This is a genomic window from Burkholderia pseudomultivorans (assembly GCF_001718415.1).
Taxonomy (GTDB): Bacteria; Pseudomonadota; Gammaproteobacteria; order Burkholderiales; family Burkholderiaceae; genus Burkholderia; species Burkholderia pseudomultivorans_A.
Genome location: NZ_CP013378.1, coordinates 249413 through 265333 on the forward strand (window position 1 = coordinate 249413; position 15921 = coordinate 265333).

The 15921-nt window shown below is 67.9% G+C and carries 11 protein-coding genes; 3 read left to right on the top strand and 8 right to left on the bottom strand.

Annotated features, from left to right (window positions below):
- Positions 1-27 precede the first annotated feature (27 nt).
- Positions 28-1323, bottom strand: a complete 1296-nt coding sequence (locus WS57_RS14100; protein WP_059514813.1) for an MFS transporter — start codon at positions 1321-1323, stop codon at positions 28-30.
- A 97-nt stretch (positions 1324-1420) separates the two neighbouring features.
- On the opposite strand from WS57_RS14100, the gene WS57_RS14105 reads away from it, so the two are divergent.
- Positions 1421-2347: a LysR family transcriptional regulator gene (locus WS57_RS14105; protein WP_059604537.1), complete on the top strand. Its 927-nt coding sequence runs from the start codon at positions 1421-1423 to the stop codon at positions 2345-2347.
- Between the two features lie 184 nt (positions 2348-2531).
- Here the strand turns inward: WS57_RS14105 and WS57_RS14110 are convergent, their stop codons facing one another.
- From WS57_RS14110 to WS57_RS14130, 5 genes are all read right to left on the bottom strand, one after another.
- A complete protein-coding gene (locus WS57_RS14110) occupies positions 2532-3365 on the bottom strand; it encodes an OmpW/AlkL family protein (RefSeq protein WP_009691315.1) in 834 nt (277 codons plus the stop codon).
- Between the two features lie 16 nt (positions 3366-3381).
- Positions 3382-4623, bottom strand: coding sequence for a DUF2957 domain-containing protein (locus tag WS57_RS14115; RefSeq protein WP_009691316.1), 1242 nt, complete (start codon positions 4621-4623; stop codon positions 3382-3384).
- 139 nt (positions 4624-4762) lie between these two features.
- A complete protein-coding gene (locus WS57_RS14120) occupies positions 4763-6187 on the bottom strand; it encodes a DUF2957 domain-containing protein (RefSeq protein WP_040126468.1) in 1425 nt (474 codons plus the stop codon).
- A gap of 430 nt (positions 6188-6617) precedes the next feature.
- Positions 6618-7568: an N-acetyl-gamma-glutamyl-phosphate reductase gene (gene argC, locus WS57_RS14125; protein WP_040126469.1), complete on the bottom strand. Its 951-nt coding sequence runs from the start codon at positions 7566-7568 to the stop codon at positions 6618-6620.
- A gap of 274 nt (positions 7569-7842) precedes the next feature.
- Entirely contained in the window at positions 7843-8436 is a 594-nt protein-coding gene (locus tag WS57_RS14130) for a YbhB/YbcL family Raf kinase inhibitor-like protein (protein ID WP_069244432.1), read from the bottom strand.
- A 112-nt stretch (positions 8437-8548) separates the two neighbouring features.
- On the opposite strand from WS57_RS14130, the gene WS57_RS38190 reads away from it, so the two are divergent.
- The gene (locus WS57_RS38190; RefSeq protein ID WP_009691321.1) at positions 8549-8674 is read left to right on the top strand and encodes a hypothetical protein; all 126 of its coding nucleotides are present in this window, start codon (positions 8549-8551) and stop codon (positions 8672-8674) included.
- Positions 8675-8685: 11 nt separating this feature from the next.
- Here the strand turns inward: WS57_RS38190 and WS57_RS14135 are convergent, their stop codons facing one another.
- On the bottom strand, positions 8686-9372 hold the full coding sequence (locus tag WS57_RS14135; RefSeq protein WP_009691322.1) for an orotate phosphoribosyltransferase: 687 nt from the start codon (positions 9370-9372) through the stop codon (positions 8686-8688).
- 454 nt (positions 9373-9826) lie between these two features.
- Between WS57_RS14135 and WS57_RS14140 the strand changes: the two genes are divergently transcribed.
- Entirely contained in the window at positions 9827-12097 is a 2271-nt protein-coding gene (locus WS57_RS14140) for an NADP-dependent malic enzyme (protein WP_059478105.1), read from the top strand.
- A 141-nt stretch (positions 12098-12238) separates the two neighbouring features.
- On the opposite strand, the gene WS57_RS14145 is transcribed toward WS57_RS14140, so the two are convergent.
- Positions 12239-15826, bottom strand: a complete 3588-nt coding sequence (locus WS57_RS14145; protein WP_069244433.1) for an indolepyruvate ferredoxin oxidoreductase family protein — start codon at positions 15824-15826, stop codon at positions 12239-12241.
- Between the last annotated feature and the right edge of the window lie 95 nt (positions 15827-15921).

The following is a 15921-nucleotide window of genomic DNA, read 5'->3' on the forward strand; positions in this document are numbered from 1 at the left end:
CTCGCAAGAGGACGGGGCGTTCGCGTTTCAGGCCCGCGCGTCCGGCAGTCCCGCCGCGTCGGCGGCGCGTCCGGACGCAAGGCCGAACGCCGCGGCCGCACCCGCGAACGCGAAACCGACGCCGCACACCGCGCTCCATCCGCCCCACGCCCACGCGCTGCCGGCCAGCGCCGCGCCGATCGCACCGCCGACGAAGAACAGGCCGACGAACAGCCCGTTCAGGCGCCCGCGCGCGGCCGGATTCAGCAGGTTGATCGCGCGGCGGCCGATCGTCTGGTCGGTGATCACGCCCGCATCGAGCAGCGCTGCGCCGCCGGCCAGCAGCGCGAGCGCGACGCCGCGATGCGCATGCGCGTCGAAGCCGAACCAGCCCGCGCCCGCGATGCCAAGCACGGCCAGCGCCGCCAGCATCGCGCCGTGCGCGAGCCGCTGGGCGGCCGGCCCGCGGCCGCGGTCGCCCGCGCGCCCGGCGAGCGGCGTGACGATCGCGCCGCTCGCGCCGGCGAACGCGAACAGCGCGATCCCGTGCAAGTCGAGGCCGAACGGCGCTTGCGCGAGCCGCAGCCCGACGGCGGTCCAGAACGCGCTGAACGCGGCCATCGCGAGCGCGGCCGACAGCGCGTAACGGCGCAGCACGGGTTCGTCGGCCAGCAGGCGTCCCATCGACGCGAGCAGCGCGCGATAGCCGGCCGTCGCCGACGGGCGGCGCGACGGCAGCCGGAACGCGAGCACGGCGGCGATCGCGAGGTTCGCGAGCGCGGCGAGCGCATAGAACGCGCGCCAGCCGACCGAGCCGGCGATCAGGCTCGCGAGCGGCCGCGACAGCAGGATGCCGAGCATCAGTCCGCTCATCACGTTGCCCACCGCGCGGCCGCGCTGCGCGTCGGGCGCCATCGATGCGGCCATCGGCACCAGCATCTGGATCACGCTCGATGCGGCGCCCGCGACCAGCGTCGCGAGCAGGAACACCACGCCGGAATGCGTGAACGCCGGCAGCGCGAGCATCGCTGCGCACACCGCAAGCGTCGTCACGATCAGGCGGCGGTTCTCGAGCAGGTCGACGAGCGGCACCAGCAGCACGAGGCCGGCCGCATAGCCGAGCTGCGGCAGCATCGCGACGAGGCCGGCCAGGCCGGCGGGCAGGTGCAGGTCGGCGCTGATCGGACCGGTGAGCGGCTGCGCGGCGAACAGGTCGATCACGATCACGCCGACCGTCGCGGCGAAAAAGAGCGTCATGCCGGCGCTGAGTGCGGGCGGCGCGGCGGCGAGGCGGGCGGCATCGCGGGTGTCGGCGGCCGGGCAGGAAGGAGCAGGGCAGTTCATCGGAAGCCTGGAGCGGGAGTCGAAGGAAATCCCATCGTAGGCGGCCGATGTTTATGCGACAATTGAAATATGTCTAACATGATTATGCGAGATTGTTTTGAATACGCGTGATCTCCAGGCGTTCGTCGCGGTGGTCGACAGCGGCTCGATGGTGGCCGCCGCCGCGAAGCTCCATCTGACGCAGCCGGGCCTGACGCGGCGCGTGCAGAACCTCGAAACGCTGCTCGGCGTGCCGCTGCTGGACCGGCAGAGCAAGCCGCTGAAGCCGACCGCGGCCGGGCGCGACGTCTATGCGCTGGCGCGCGACGTGCTGTGCGCGGTCGACGCGCTGATGGCGGCCGGCACGCCGGACAGCGAGCCGGCCGGCGAACTGCGCATCGGCGTGCCGCCGTTCCTGTCCGAACTGGCGCTCGAGCAGCCGATCGACCGGCTGCGCGAAGCGTTTCCGCGCCTGACGCTGCGCGTGACGGCCGGCTGGTCGCCGGCGCTGGTGCAGGGCGTCGAACGCGGCACGCTCGACGTGGCCGCCGTGATGGTGCCGGCCAGCGCGGCGCTGCCGGACACGCTCGTCGCCACCCTGCTCGGCACGCAGCCGACGGTGCTGGTCGCCGCGCGCGACTTCCCGTTGCCGGACGGCCCGCTGACGCTCGACACGCTGTCCGGTTTCCCATGGGTGCTGAGCCAGGACGGCTGCGGCATGCGCTCGGCGCTGAGCCGCGCGCTCGGCTCGGCCGGGCTGCCGTTCGACGTGGCGGTCGAGGCGTTCGGCTCGGAGCTGCAGCTGTCGCTGGTCGCGCGCGGCGCGGGCATCGGCATCGCGCCGCCGAACGCGCTGGCGCGCAGCGCGCATCGCGACGCGCTGAAGGTGGTGGAAACGGCGGGGATCGAGACGCGGATCAACGTGTGGACCGTGCACGGCGCGCTGCCGGGCCGGCTGATGCGGCCCGTCGCACTGCTGCGCGACGCGCTGGCCGACGTGCTGGCGCAGGAGCTGACGAAGGGGTCAGATGCAATCGCGGTCTAGAGTCCGCATTCGAGGGAAAATCCTTATTTTCTCTACGGAAATGTTGCGTTGCGGAAACCGATTCGCTATAGTTGCACCTGTCTCCTCCATGTCTCCTCTGATATGGATTCAGCCCGCCTCCTAGGCGGGCTTTTTTTTGCCTGCGTTTTTCCCGCAGCGCGCGTTGCGCCTTCGGCTGCCGGCGTCAGAACTTGTACGTCATCCCGACGTAGCTGATGATCGGATCGGCCTTCAGCTCCGATTTCGACTCGGCCAGCACGGTGCCGTCGGCCGCCTTTATCGTCACCGTCGACGTCGTCTTCAGCGGGATATAGGTCACCGACGCCACCAGCCCGAAATGCTCGGTCATGTTGTACTGCAGGCCCGCGTTGAACACCGGCTGCCACGACGACGACGCCTTCGCCTCCACCGACGTCGTGCCCGGCTTGCCCGCGCCCGCCGCCAGGATCGCGCCGAGGTTGTCCTGCGTCTGCTTGATGAAGTTGGTGTTGAGCTGCAGGTCGCTGAACCAGTTGTACGACACGCCGAGGCCGAGGAACGGCCGGAACTTCGCGGTGGCCTGCCCGAAGTAGTACTGCAGCAGCACGGCCGGGCTCCATTGCCGCACGCTCTTCACGATCGGGTTGACCGACGCGAGCCCGATGTTCTGCGAGCCGAGCGCGCCGGCCGGGCCGGGCGGCTTGATCGTGCCCTGGCCCGACACCTTGAACACCGGCGGCACGCCGGCCACCGACGTGACCGCGATATGGTCGGTCAGGAAGTGGCTGACGGTCAGGCCGACGGTGTCCGCGCCGCTCGTGTGCAGCCCGGTGCCCGGCGACGTGAACGACGGCGGCAGGCGCAGCGGCGTATTGATCGGCGTCGGTGCGACGTTGGTCGTCATCGGCGTGCTGCTTTGCTGCGGCATCACGTGGAACCAGCCGAGCGTGACGACGTTGCTGCCGGCGCTCTGCGCGTGGGCCGCGAGCGGCGCCAGCACGGCGGCGCCGGCCGCCGCGCACAGAAGGGTCTTCTTCATCACGGCTTCCCTCCGCTTACTGGACGAACGCGCCGATCGTGAAATACGGCGTCGATCCCGCGTTGTCGAGGAAACCGAACACGCCGCCCGTGAAGATGAACTTGCCGGTCGGCGTCGAGCTGCTCGCGCCCGTATGGATCGTCGTGACCGTACCCGGCACCTTCTGCGTGTAGTCGAGGTCGAGCGCGGTCGCGAGCGACGCCTGCGACGGCTGGAACGGATCAAGCAGCGTGGCCTGGTTGTTGATCAGCGCGGTGGTCCGGTAGTCGAACTGGCTGTCGACGCCGATGTACTCGCCGTTCTGCGAGCCGACCGAGATCGCCGTCTGCGGCGCGAGGATCGAGATGCTCGATTCGTCGTCGGCGGTCAGGCCCGGCACGCCGTTGCTGTCCGGCGTCGGGTTCGGGTTCGCGACGCCGGTGCGCACGAGGATCGGCACGAGCTGGTTGCGCAGCTTGCCGACGATCATGAAGCCCTTGCCTTGCGGCGTCGCCGACAGCGTCGGCTTCAGCTGGCTCTGGTAGTGGTTCGACTGGAACGCGCCGCTGCCGTCCGCCGACTGCACGAAGTTCGTGCCCTGCTGCGTGCACGCGGCGCCCGCGAACTGGCCGGTCGAATCGCACTTGGTCCACGAACCGTCGGCGTTGATCGTCACCTTCGCGTCGATCGACGCCGGCGCGAAGTTCTGCGACGGCACTTCGCCGAAGCCGACGTGGCTGTATGTGCCGGCGACCTTCGTGATGTCGGTTTCGATCGACGAGAAGCCGATGAACGGGTAGTACGGGAATTTCGTGTCGGGCACCGCGGCCTGGCCGAGCACGCCGTTGAACTGGATTTCCTTGCCGGGAATCGTGCCGCCCGCCACGCCTTCGCCGACGAAGATCCGCGCCGGGCGCGACGGATCGAGGCTCGCGCCGTTCAGGCGGAATGCGCACTGGTTCAGCTTGTTGGTCGGCAGCAGCGTTTCCTGCGTGAGCGTGCCGCTGTCGACGGTGCCCGCGCGGGTCGGCACGACCGTGCCGGTCGTCTGCGGCACCGGCGATTCGACATAGGTGACCTGCCAGGTCATCTTGGTCGTGTCGAGCTGGACTTTCGCGAGTTCGCCGCTGCCCGCGCCGCCGGTAAACACGGTGCTGTAGTCGAGCGACGCGGGGCAGAGCCGGTCTTCGACGAGCGGCGGCGGATTGTCGTCGCCGCCGCCGCAGGCCGAAAGAAGGGGGGCGGTCAAGGCGGCCGCGAGAATGAGGTTGCGCTTCATGTTGCTCCTCCAGATTTGTCTTGTGCGGCGGCCAGCTCCCTGTCGGCCGCTTCTATGGCTTGTGCTCGTCCTGCCGGCGCCATGCCGGGCGCCGTCCAGCTTCGCGCGGCGACGGCCACCGCCGCCGCGCCCCCGATCGCTACTTGCTGATCTGCGCGCCCACGCCGAAGTACGGCGTCGACGACGTGGACGAATTCGCCGACGTCGACGTGACGCCGCCGTTCACCGTGCCCTGGATCAGCGCCGCATACAGCCCGCCGGTCGCGATCACCACGCCCGATGCGGACGGATAGCTCGCGCCGCTCGGCGGCGTCGTGGTCGCGCCCAGCAGGCCCGGCGTCGTCTGGCCGTAGTCGAGCGTGAAGCCGTCTTCCTCGGCCTGCGTGGACGGGTTGATGAACGACGCGTTGCTGCCGCGGATCAGCGCAGCCGTGTACTTGAAGTTCGAGTCCGCGCCCGCGTAGCCGCCGTCGATCGCGCCCGACGTGATCGCCGTTGCCGCGCCGAGCACCGCGATGCCCGATTCGTCGTCGACCTGCGCGTCGGTGTGCAGCGGCGCCGTGCCGAGGTTCACGTTGCCCGTGCGCACGATCACCGGCACGGTCGCGCCGTTGAGCTGGCCGAGCACCATGTGCGCGGTCGCCGACTTGCCGGTCGCGCCGATCAGCGGCAGTTGCGTCTGCGGCAGCGTCTGCGGCGCCTTCGTGCTGTCGAAGTAGCCGCCGTTCGCTGTGTTCACGGTCCAGGGATTGCCGGTCGTCTGGCAGCCGCCCGAACTCGTCGAGGTACACGCGCCGTTCGCGTCGAACGTCTCGCTCGAGTTCGTGCCCTTGGTCGCGTAGTTGCCGGACGGCACGAGGTGATAGATCAGCGCGTTGTACGTGCCGGGCAGCTTCGAAAGATCGGTCGTCGTGTTGGCGAAGCCGAGGAACGGGTAGAAGTCGAAATGGCGGTTCGGCACCTGGCCGACGTTCTGCAGCACGCCGGGAATGATCGTCAGCCCGTCGTACTGGACCGTCGCACCCGGAATGCCGCCGCCTGCGACGCCCATGCCGACGAGCAGCATCGGCGGGTTCGCCTGGTTGAAGTCGGCGGCCGTCGAATAGGTGGCGCCGCTCGGCGTCTTGCCCGAGCCCGGCGTCAGGATGAATGCGCAGCGCGTCTGCTCGGCGGTCGGCAGCGTGCCGGTCGGCGGATGCATGACCTTGCCGGTGATCGTCGTGCCGGCGCGGCTCGGCGTGACGGTGCCCGTGGCGAGCGGAATCGGCGATTCGAGCCACTTGAGCGTGTAGGTCATCGCGACGGCGTCGATGTTGACGCTGACGATCTCGCCGCTACCGGCGCCGCCGAGATACGTGCTCTTCACGATGTCGGCGTCGGCCGGGCACAGCGCGCCGTTGACGGGCTGCGACGGCGGTGGCCCTTGCGTGCCGCAGCTCGAACCGGAACATTGGGGCGTGTCGATCGGCGCGAGTGCGCCGCCGGAATCCCCCCCACCACAGGCGACCAGCAAAGGGGCAATGGCAAAGGCCGTTGCCACCCCCTTCGATAAGGTGTGCGACATGCCGCTGTCTCCAATCGTTTAATTGTGCGAGCTAATGTCGCTGCGGCGATTTTTGCTGTCAATTGACGAACTCGTCTAAAAAAGGCGATTGAAACGGAGGCCTGATTTTGAATCCTTGCCGGATGGGGGCTTTCAGTAAGAATTAAAACGGCAGCGCGGCCTGGAACGGGTGGTCGAGTGGGGGCGGCGCCACATGCGCGCCGTCGCCGGAGCGCCTGAGCGCGTATAACGGCAGCGTTTAAAGCGCCGCACATCCGGTTTATCCCTATTCGGGATTGACTGGAGAAACGCGCGGTGAATTAATTCCCCGGCAATCGCGCAATGGAAAGCTTGTAAATATTTGTAAATAAGCTGACCGAATTTTTATTATTGCTTCGCGCGAATAAAAAAAGCCGGCCAGCGGCCGGCTTTGCATCGCATGCGACGTGGATCAGCGCTTGAGGCCGGTGTCCTCGGCCGCGCCGATGTTGATGTTCATGCACTGGATCGCGGCACCCGACGCACCCTTGCCGAGGTTGTCGAGACGCGCGACCGTGACGAAGCGCTCCTCGTTGCCGAACACGAACAGGTCGACGCGGTTCGTGTCGTTGTTTGCCTGGACGTCGAAGAAGCCGCCGTCGAGATTCGCGTCCGCGTTGAACGGCGCGACGTGCACGAACGCTTCGTCCGCGTAGTATTCGGCGAACACGCGCTGCACGTCCTGCGGCGTCGCGCGTTTCGCGAGCTGCGCGGGCGTGAAGTAGGTCGTCACCGCGAGGCCCTTGAGGAACGGGCCGACGATCGGCGTGAAGATCGGCGCGTTCTCGAGGCCGGTGTGCGCGGCCATTTCCGGCAGGTGCTTGTGCGTGAGGCCGAGCGCATACGGGCGCGGGCTCGCGAGCTTGCCGGCCGCCGCCGCGTTCTCGTAGTCGGCGATCATCGACTTGCCGCCGCCGCTGTAGCCGGTGATCGAATAGCTGTGCGCGGCGAACGTCGGCGCGACGATGCCGGCCTCGACGAGCGGACGCATCGCGAGCACGAAGGCCGACGCGTGGCAGCCCGGCACCGCGATGCGCTTCGACGTGCGGATCTTCTCGCGCTGCGTGCGGGTCAGTTCGGGCAGGCCGTACGCCCAGTCGGCGTGGGTGCGGAACGCGGTGCTCGCGTCGATCAGCGTAGTGTGCGGGTTCTCGACCAGCGACGCCGATTCGCGCGACGCGACGTCCGGCAGGCACAGGAACGTGACGTCCGACGCGTTGATCAGGCGGCGGCGCTCGTCGACATCCTTGCGCTTCGCTTCGTCGATGCGCAGGACTTCGACGTCGTTGCGTGCCGCCAGGTATTCGAAGATCTTCAGGCCGGTCGTGCCTTCCTGGCCGTCGACAAAAACTTTGGTGCTCATTTCGCTCTCACTGAAACGGGGGGCGGCGCCCGAAAACCGACATTTTAAGACCTCATCCGGCGGCCCTGCACCGCACGGGCCGAAAAAAGACGATTCGCGGCCCGGTGCGTCACGTCGACGTCCGCGCGCTGGGCGGGCGGCGCGCGCATGCCGGCTCGCACGCGTCGGCCGCCGCGTTCGAGGCGGCCGGCATCGGTGCTGGACGCCGATCGCGCAGCCTTATCGTGCATCGCCAGCGTGACGGAATATTGAATGGCCGGGTATGGGCCGCCGGTCACCGCCCGTAATGGACGACGAGCCGCGCGGTGCCGAGCGTCTGCGTGCCGATCTCGTGCTCGAACATCGGTGCGGGGCGGCCCTGCGCGACGCGCAGGTCCATGCCCTTCAGCGCATAGACGGTGATCACGTAGCGGTGCGGCTTGCCGGGCGGCGGGCACGGGCCGCCGTAGCCGTCGGTCCCGAAGTCGTTGCGCGCCTCGCTCGCGCCGATGCGCCGCAGGAAGCCGGATGCGCTCGCGTCGGCGGGCAGCCTCGTGACGGTGGCGGGAATGCTCGCGACGGCCCAGTGCCACCAGCCGTGTCCGGGCGCGTCGGGATCGAACATCGTGACCGCGTAGCCGCGCGTGCCGGGCGGCGGATTGTGCCAGCTCAGCTCCGGCGAGCGGTTCGCGCCCTTGCAGTCGCCGCGGTCGAACACGTTCGCGTTGCCGACGCGGCCGCCGCTCGGCAGGTCCTCGCTCGACACGGTGAACGCACCTTCCGCGCGCACGACCCCGGACGCGAGCAGCGCGACGCAGACGAGCGGGATGACGAAGGCGGGCGGACGACCCGAAGACGCAGGCGCAGCGGTCCGGCGATCCACACGCATATGGCGCTTCTCCCGTCACGTGGGCCGGGCCGAGCCGCCCGGCAAGGTTGGCGTGGTGCGTTGCCCGCGAAGATGATGGCGGTGACGGATCAAGTCTAGCATTAGGGGTTGGATGAACGAAGCCCGCGCATTGCCGCAGGGCGCGCCGCCGATCGCCGCCGCGGCCGGGTCGGCGGACGAAAAAAAACCGCTCGCGACGCTGCGAGCGGTTTTCTCGATCCTCGTGCCGGCGCAGTAGCCGGCGCGGCGTTACGCCGGTGCGCCGGTCGCGCCGCCGTGCGCGGCCGACCATTCGGCCGGCGCGTGCAGGAATTTCTCGACTTCGTCGAGCGTCTTGGTCTCGAAGTAGCCCGAAGCCTTCGCGACGCGCAGCACGTCCCACCACGTCGCCAGCGCGTGCAGGTCGACGTCGATGTCCTTCAGGACCGACACGCTTTCCTTGAAGATGTTGTAGTGGAACAGCACGAAGCAGTGGTTCACCGTCGCGCCCGCGGTGCGCAGCGCGTTGACGAAGTTGATCTTGCTGCGGCTGTCGGTCGTCAGGTCTTCAACCAGCAGCACGCGCGAGCCTTCTTCCAGATGGCCTTCGATCTGCGCGTTGCGGCCGAAACCCTTCGGCTTCTTGCGCACGTACTGCATCGGCACCATCATGCGGTCCGCGAGCCATGCCGCGAACGGGATGCCGGCCGTCTCGCCGCCCGCCACCGAGTCGATCTGCTCGAAGCCGACGTCGCGCATGATCGTCGTTTCAGCCATTTCCATCAGCGCACGGCGCACGCGCGGATACGAAATCAGCTTGCGGCAGTCGATATAGACGGGGCTCGCCCAGCCGGACGTGAAGATGAACGGTTTTTCGGCGTTGAAGTGCACCGCCTGCACTTCGAGCAGGATTTTGGCGGTCGTATCCGAGATCGACTGACGATCGTAGCCTGTCATGGGCATTCCTTGGGTGATGAGCGAGGAGCGGGCGCGGCCCGGTGGCGCAGCAGGGGAACCCGCCGGGGAGCGGGGGCGATCGGCGGGCCGATTGCATCGCTGCGCGCGTAGCCCGCAATTTTACCCGATTCAGGGCGGTTTTCGGCGGAATTCGCGCAGGTTCGCCCGGCCGCTCGCCACCGGTGAAACAAGCGGGCCGCCCGGCCGGCAGGCTGATGGCGGGCATGCCGTGTCGCAGCAACGCGTGTCATCCACGGGGGTGTACACTAAGCGACCCTTAGAAATCGTTCCGTACTTTGCATCTCCTTCTTGCCACCCGCCAAGGTTCGATGGCGTGCCGATCGGGCGCGTCGCGGCCGTCTCGCAGTCGATTATCCGTTCGATTCAAGCAGACGCGGCTCGAGATGCTGTGTACCGGGTCGTCACAATTCCGTAAGTCGCTCGCAGGTCAATCATGGACGAACAACTGAAACAGGCCGCACTCGCCTATCACCAGAACCCGAAACCCGGCAAGATTTCGGTCACGCCGACCAAGCCGCTGTCGAACCAGCTCGATCTGTCGCTCGCCTATTCGCCCGGCGTCGCGGCCGCGTGCGAGGCGATCCACGCCGATCCGCTCGACGCGCAGAAGTACACGTCGCGCGGCAACCTCGTCGGCGTCGTGACCAACGGCACCGCGGTGCTCGGCCTCGGCAACATCGGCCCGCTCGCCGCGAAGCCGGTGATGGAAGGCAAGGGCTGCCTGTTCAAGAAGTTCGCGGGCATCGACGTGTTCGACATCGAACTGTCGGAGTCCGACCCCGACAAGCTCGTCGAGGCGATCGCGATGCTCGAGCCGACGCTCGGCGGCATCAACCTCGAGGACATCAAGGCGCCGGAGTGCTTCTACATCGAGCAGAAGCTGCGCGAGCGCATGAAGATCCCGGTCTTCCACGACGACCAGCACGGCACCGCGATCATCGCGTCGGCCGCGATCCTGAACGGCCTGAAGGTGGTCGGCAAGAAGCTGTCCGAGGTGAAGCTCGTGTGCTCGGGCGCCGGCGCCGCGGCGATCGCCTGCCTGGACCTGCTGGTGAACCTCGGCCTGACGAAGTCGAACATCCTCGTCGCCGACTCGAAGGGCGTGATCTACGAAGGCCGCGGCAATCTCGACCCGTCGAAGCAGCGCTACGCGGCGACCACCGACGCGCGCTCGCTGGCCGACGCGATCCACGGGGCCGACGTGTTCCTCGGCTGCTCGAGCGCGGGCGTGCTGAAGCAGGACATGGTCAAGACGATGGCCGACAAGCCGCTGATCCTGGCGCTCGCGAACCCGGAACCGGAAATCCGCCCGGAAGACGCGAAGGCCGTGCGCCCGGACGCGATCGTCGCGACCGGCCGTTCGGACTACCCGAACCAGGTCAACAACGTGCTGTGCTTCCCGTTCATCTTCCGCGGTGCGCTCGACGTCGGCGCGACGACGATCACCGAAGAGATGAAGCTCGCCTGCGTGCGCGCGATCGCCGAGCTGGCCGAGGAAACCGACCAGAGCGAGGAAGTCGCCAAGGCCTATGAAGGCCATTCGCTCGAATTCGGGCCGGAGTACCTGATTCCGAAGCCGTTCGATCCGCGCCTGATCATCAAGATCGCGCCGGCCGTGGCCCAGGCCGCGATGGATTCGGGCGTCGCCACGCGTCCGATCCAGGACATGGACGCGTACCGCGAGCAGCTCGGCGCGACCGTCTACCGCACCGGCATGGTGATGCGCCCGGTGTTCGCGACCGCGAAGAAGGCCGAGGCCCGCATCGTGTTCGCCGAGGGCGAGGACGAGCGCGTGCTGCGCGCCGCGCAGTTCGTGCTGCTCGAGAAGATCGCGAAGCCGATCATCATCGGCCGTCCGTCGGTCGTCGAGATGCGTCTCGCGAAGATCGGCTCGAAGCTGAAGGCGGGCGTCGATTTCGAGATCGTCAATCCGGAAGACGACACGCGCTACCACCGCTACTGGCAGGCGTACCACGAGATCGGTGCGCGCGACGGCGTGACGCCGGAAGTCGCGAAGGCCGCGCTGCGCAAGTTCAACACGCTGATCGGCGCGATGCTCGTGCACCTGGGCGACGCGGACGGGATGATCTGCGGGATGATCGACACGTACCACAGCCACCTGAAGTTCATCGAGCAGGTGCTGGGCCGCGCGAAGGGCGCCGAGCACTTCGCGGCGATGAACCTGCTGATGCTGCCGGGCCGCAACCTGTTCGTCTGCGACACGTACGTGAACGAACTGCCGAGCGCCGAACAGCTCGCCGACATGACGATCCAGGCCGCCGCCGAGATCGAGCGCTTCGGCATCGTGCCGAAGGCCGCGCTGCTGTCGAACTCGAACTTCGGCAGCGCGCCGTCGGCGTCGTCGCGCCGGATGGCCGACGCCCGCAAGCTGATCGTCGAACGCGCGCCGGAGCTGGAAGTCGACGGCGAAATGCACGGCGACGCGGCGCTGTCCGAAGCGGTCCGCAAGGCCGCGTTCCCGGGCACCACGCTGTCGGGCGAAGCGAACCTGCTGATCATGCCGAACGTCGAAGCGGCGAACATCGCGTACAACCTGCTGAAGATGGTCGGCGGCGAAGGCGTGACGGTCGGCCCGTTCCTGCTCGGCGCGGCGAAGCCGGTCCACATCCTGACGCCGGCCGCGACCGTGCGCCGGATCATCAACATGACGGCCGTTGCCGCCGCGAACGTGAACACGAAGTAAGCGCTCGCGTGTGCCGCGCCATCGGCGCGGCGCAACGAAAAAGCCACGGAACCCTGCGTTCCGTGGCTTTTTTTATCGCGATCCGTCGGTACGGCAAGCGCGGCGGACGTCCGGACCGCGAACGCCCGCCGCGCGTCGCGGCTACGCGACCTGCTGGCGCGTCTGGCCGCCCGTCGGCGAACGCCATTGCGCGAGCAGCGTGTTCCACTTCACGCGTACCGCGCGCAGGTTGTTCTCCTTCACGTGACCGTAGCCGCGGATGCCGTCCGGCAGCGCCGCCAGTTCGAGCGCGAGCGGGCGGTTGGCCGCGTTCAGCTTTGCCAGCACCTCGTCGATCAGCGCCTGGTATTCGCCGATCAGCGCACGCTCGGTGCGACGCTCCTCGGTGCGGCCGAACGGATCGAGGCCGGTGCCGCGCAGGAATTTCGCTTTCGCGAGCAGCCGGAACGCCGACATCATCCACGGGCCGTACGCCTTCTTCACCAGATGGCCGTGCGCGTCCTTCTTCGCGAGCAGCGGCGGCGCGAGGTGGAACTTCAGCTTCCAGTCGCCTTCGAACTGCGCGGACAGGCGCGCGAGGAACGCCGGATCCGACTGCAGCCGCGCGACCTCGTATTCGTCCTTGTACGCCATCAGCTTGAACAGGTTGCGTGCGACCGCCTCGGTCAGCGGCTCCTGCATGTCGCCATCCGCCAGCGCACGCTCGGCCGCGCGCACCTTGTCGACGAATGCCGCATAGCGCGCCGCGTACGCGGCGTTCTGGTACGCAGTCAGGAATTCGACGCGCTTGGCGATCAGCGCATCGACCGCCTTCTTCGTGTGCAGCGCGATCACGGTCGCGCCTTGCGCCGGACGCGCGTCGCCGGCCGCGGCCTGCTGCACGCTCGCGAGATCGTGAGCGGCGCGGCGGCCCCAGTCGAACGCGGCGCGGTTCTTATCCACCGACACCGCATTCAGCTCGATCGCGCGTTCGAGCGACGCGAGCGTCAGCGGCAGCCAGCCCTTTTGCCACGCGTAGCCGAGCACGAACGGGTTCGTGTAGATCGCGTCGCCGAGCAGCGCGACCGCGAAGCGGTTCGCATCGACGAAGTCGACGCGGTCGCCGGCCGCCGCGCGGATGTCGCGTTCGGCGGAAGTGCCCGGGAACGCCCAGTTCGGGTTCTTGATGAACTCGGCAGTCGGCGTCTGCGCGCTGTTGACGACCACGCGCGTCGCGTCGTACCGCATCCGCGACGTGCACTCGTCGCCGGCCGTGACGATCGCGTCGCAGCCGATCACGAGATCCGCTTCGCCCATCGCGATCCGCGTCGCGTGGATGTCGGTCGGCGCATGCGAGATCTGCACGTGGCTCATCACGGCGCCGCCCTTCTGTGCGAGGCCGGTCACGTCGAGCACGGTCACGCCCTTGTTTTCCAGGTGCGCGGCCATCCCGAGCAGCGCGCCGATCGTCACGACGCCAGTGCCGCCGACGCCGGTGACGAGCACGCCGTACGCGCGTTCGATCGCCGGCAGCGTCGGCTCGGGGATCGGCGGCAGCGCGCTGCCGTCGACCGAAACCGCCTTCGGCTTCTTCAACTGGCCGCCCTCGACCGTGACGAAGCTCGGGCAGAAGCCCTTCAGGCACGAGAAGTCCTTGTTGCAGCTCGACTGGTTGATCTGGCGCTTCGTGCCGAATTCGGTTTCCAGCGGCTCGACCGACAGGCAGTTCGACTGCACCGAGCAGTCGCCGCAGCCTTCGCACACCGCGTCGTTGATCACGACGCGCTTGGCCGGGTCCGGATACGCGCCGCGCTTGCGGCGGCGGCGCTTCTCGGTCGCGCAGGTCTGGTCGTAGATCAGGATCGTCGTGCCTTCGATCTCGCGCAGTTCGCGCTGCACGTCGTCGAGCTGGTCGCGATGGTGGATCGTCACGCCCGGCGCGAGCAGCGCCTTCTTGTCGTCGTACTTTTCCGGCTCGTCGGTGACGATCACGATCTTCTTCGCGCCTTCGGACGCGAGCTGATGCGTGATCTGCGGGACGGTCAGCACGCCGTCGACCGGCTGGCCGCCCGTCATTGCGACGGCATCGTTGTACAGGATCTTGTACGTGATGTTCGCCTTCGACGAGATCGCCGCGCGCACGGCCAGCAGGCCCGAGTGGAAGTAGGTGCCGTCGCCGAGGTTCGCGAACACGTGCTTTTCGTCGGTGAACGGCGCCTGGCCGATCCACGGCACGCCTTCGCCGCCCATCTGGCTGAAGGTGCTCGTGTTGCGGTCCATCCACACGGTCATGTAGTGGCAACCGATGCCGGCGATCGCGCGCGAGCCTTCCGGCACGTTGGTCGACGTGTTGTGCGGGCAGCCCGAGCAGAACCACGGCTTGCGCTCGGTCTGCACGTGCGGCTTCGCGAGCGCCATTTCCTTCGCGTTGATTACGGCGATGCGCGCGGCGATGCGCGCGCGCACGTCCGACGGCAGCTCGAACTTGTCGAGGCGCGTCGCGATCGCCTTCGCGATGATCGCGGGCGACAGCTCGTAGTGCGCGGGCAGCAGCCAGTTGCCCATCGGCACCGACCATTCGCCGCCGGCGCCGTCCTTCTCGTCGAACTTGCCGTACACGCGCGGGCGCTGCGCGTCCGGCCAGTTGTACAGCTCTTCCTTGATCGCGTATTCGAGGATCTGGCGCTTTTCCTCGACGACCAGGATTTCGTCGAGGCCGCGTGCGAACGCCTGCGCGCCCTGCGCTTCGAGCGGCCAGACGCAGCCGACCTTGTAGAGCCGGATGCCGATGCGCGCGCAGGTTTCGTCGTCGAGGCCGAGGTCGGTCAGCGCCTGGCGCACGTCGAGATACGCCTTGCCGCCCGTCATGATGCCGAAGCGCGCGTTCGGCGAATCGATCTCGATCCGGTCGAGCTTGTTCGCGCGCACGTAGGCGAGCGCCGCGTACCACTTGTAGTCGAGCAGCCGTGCTTCCTGCACGAGCGGCGGGTCGGGCCAGCGGATGTTCAGGCCCCCTTCGGGCAGGACGAAATCGGTCGGCAGCACGATCTCGGTGCGGTGCGGGTCGATATCGACCGATGCCGACGATTCGACGACGTCGGTCACGCACTTGAGCGCGACCCACAGGCCCGAATAGCGGCTCATCGCCCAGCCATGCAGGCCGAAATCGAGATATTCCTGCACGTTCGACGGGAACAGCACCGGCAGCCCGCAGGCCTTGAAGATGTGCTCCGACTGGTGCGCGAGCGTCGACGATTTCGCCGCGTGGTCGTCGCCGGCGAGCACCAGCACGCCGCCGTGCTTCGACGAGCCGGCCGAGTTCGCGTGCTTGAAGACGTCGCCGGTGCGGTCGACGCCCGGGCCCTTGCCGTACCACATGCCGAACACGCCGTCGTACTTCGCGCCGGGATACAGGTTGACCTGCTGCGAGCCCCACACGGCGGTCGCGGCGAGATCTTCGTTGAGGCCGGGCTGGAAGACGATCTGATGGGCAGCCAGGTGCTGCTTGGCCTTCCAGAGCGACAGGTCGAGGCCGCCGAGCGGTGAGCCGCGATAGCCGGAGATGAAGCCGGCCGTGTTGAGGCCGGCGGCGCGGTCGCGTTCCTGCTGGAGCATCGGCAGGCGCACGAGGGCCTGGATGCCGCTCATGTACGCGCGCCCGCGTTCGAGCGTGTATTTGTCGTCAAGCGTGACGGACTTCAGCGCGGCTTCGAGCGATGCGCGTTGGCCTGCGTCTAGCGGGGCATTCATTAACAGTCTCCTCCACCCACAGTTTGGGATCACCAAAACGTCGATTGCTTCGGCATCTTGTGGACGCGTCGGCAGTGGCCGGCATATTGGCCGGT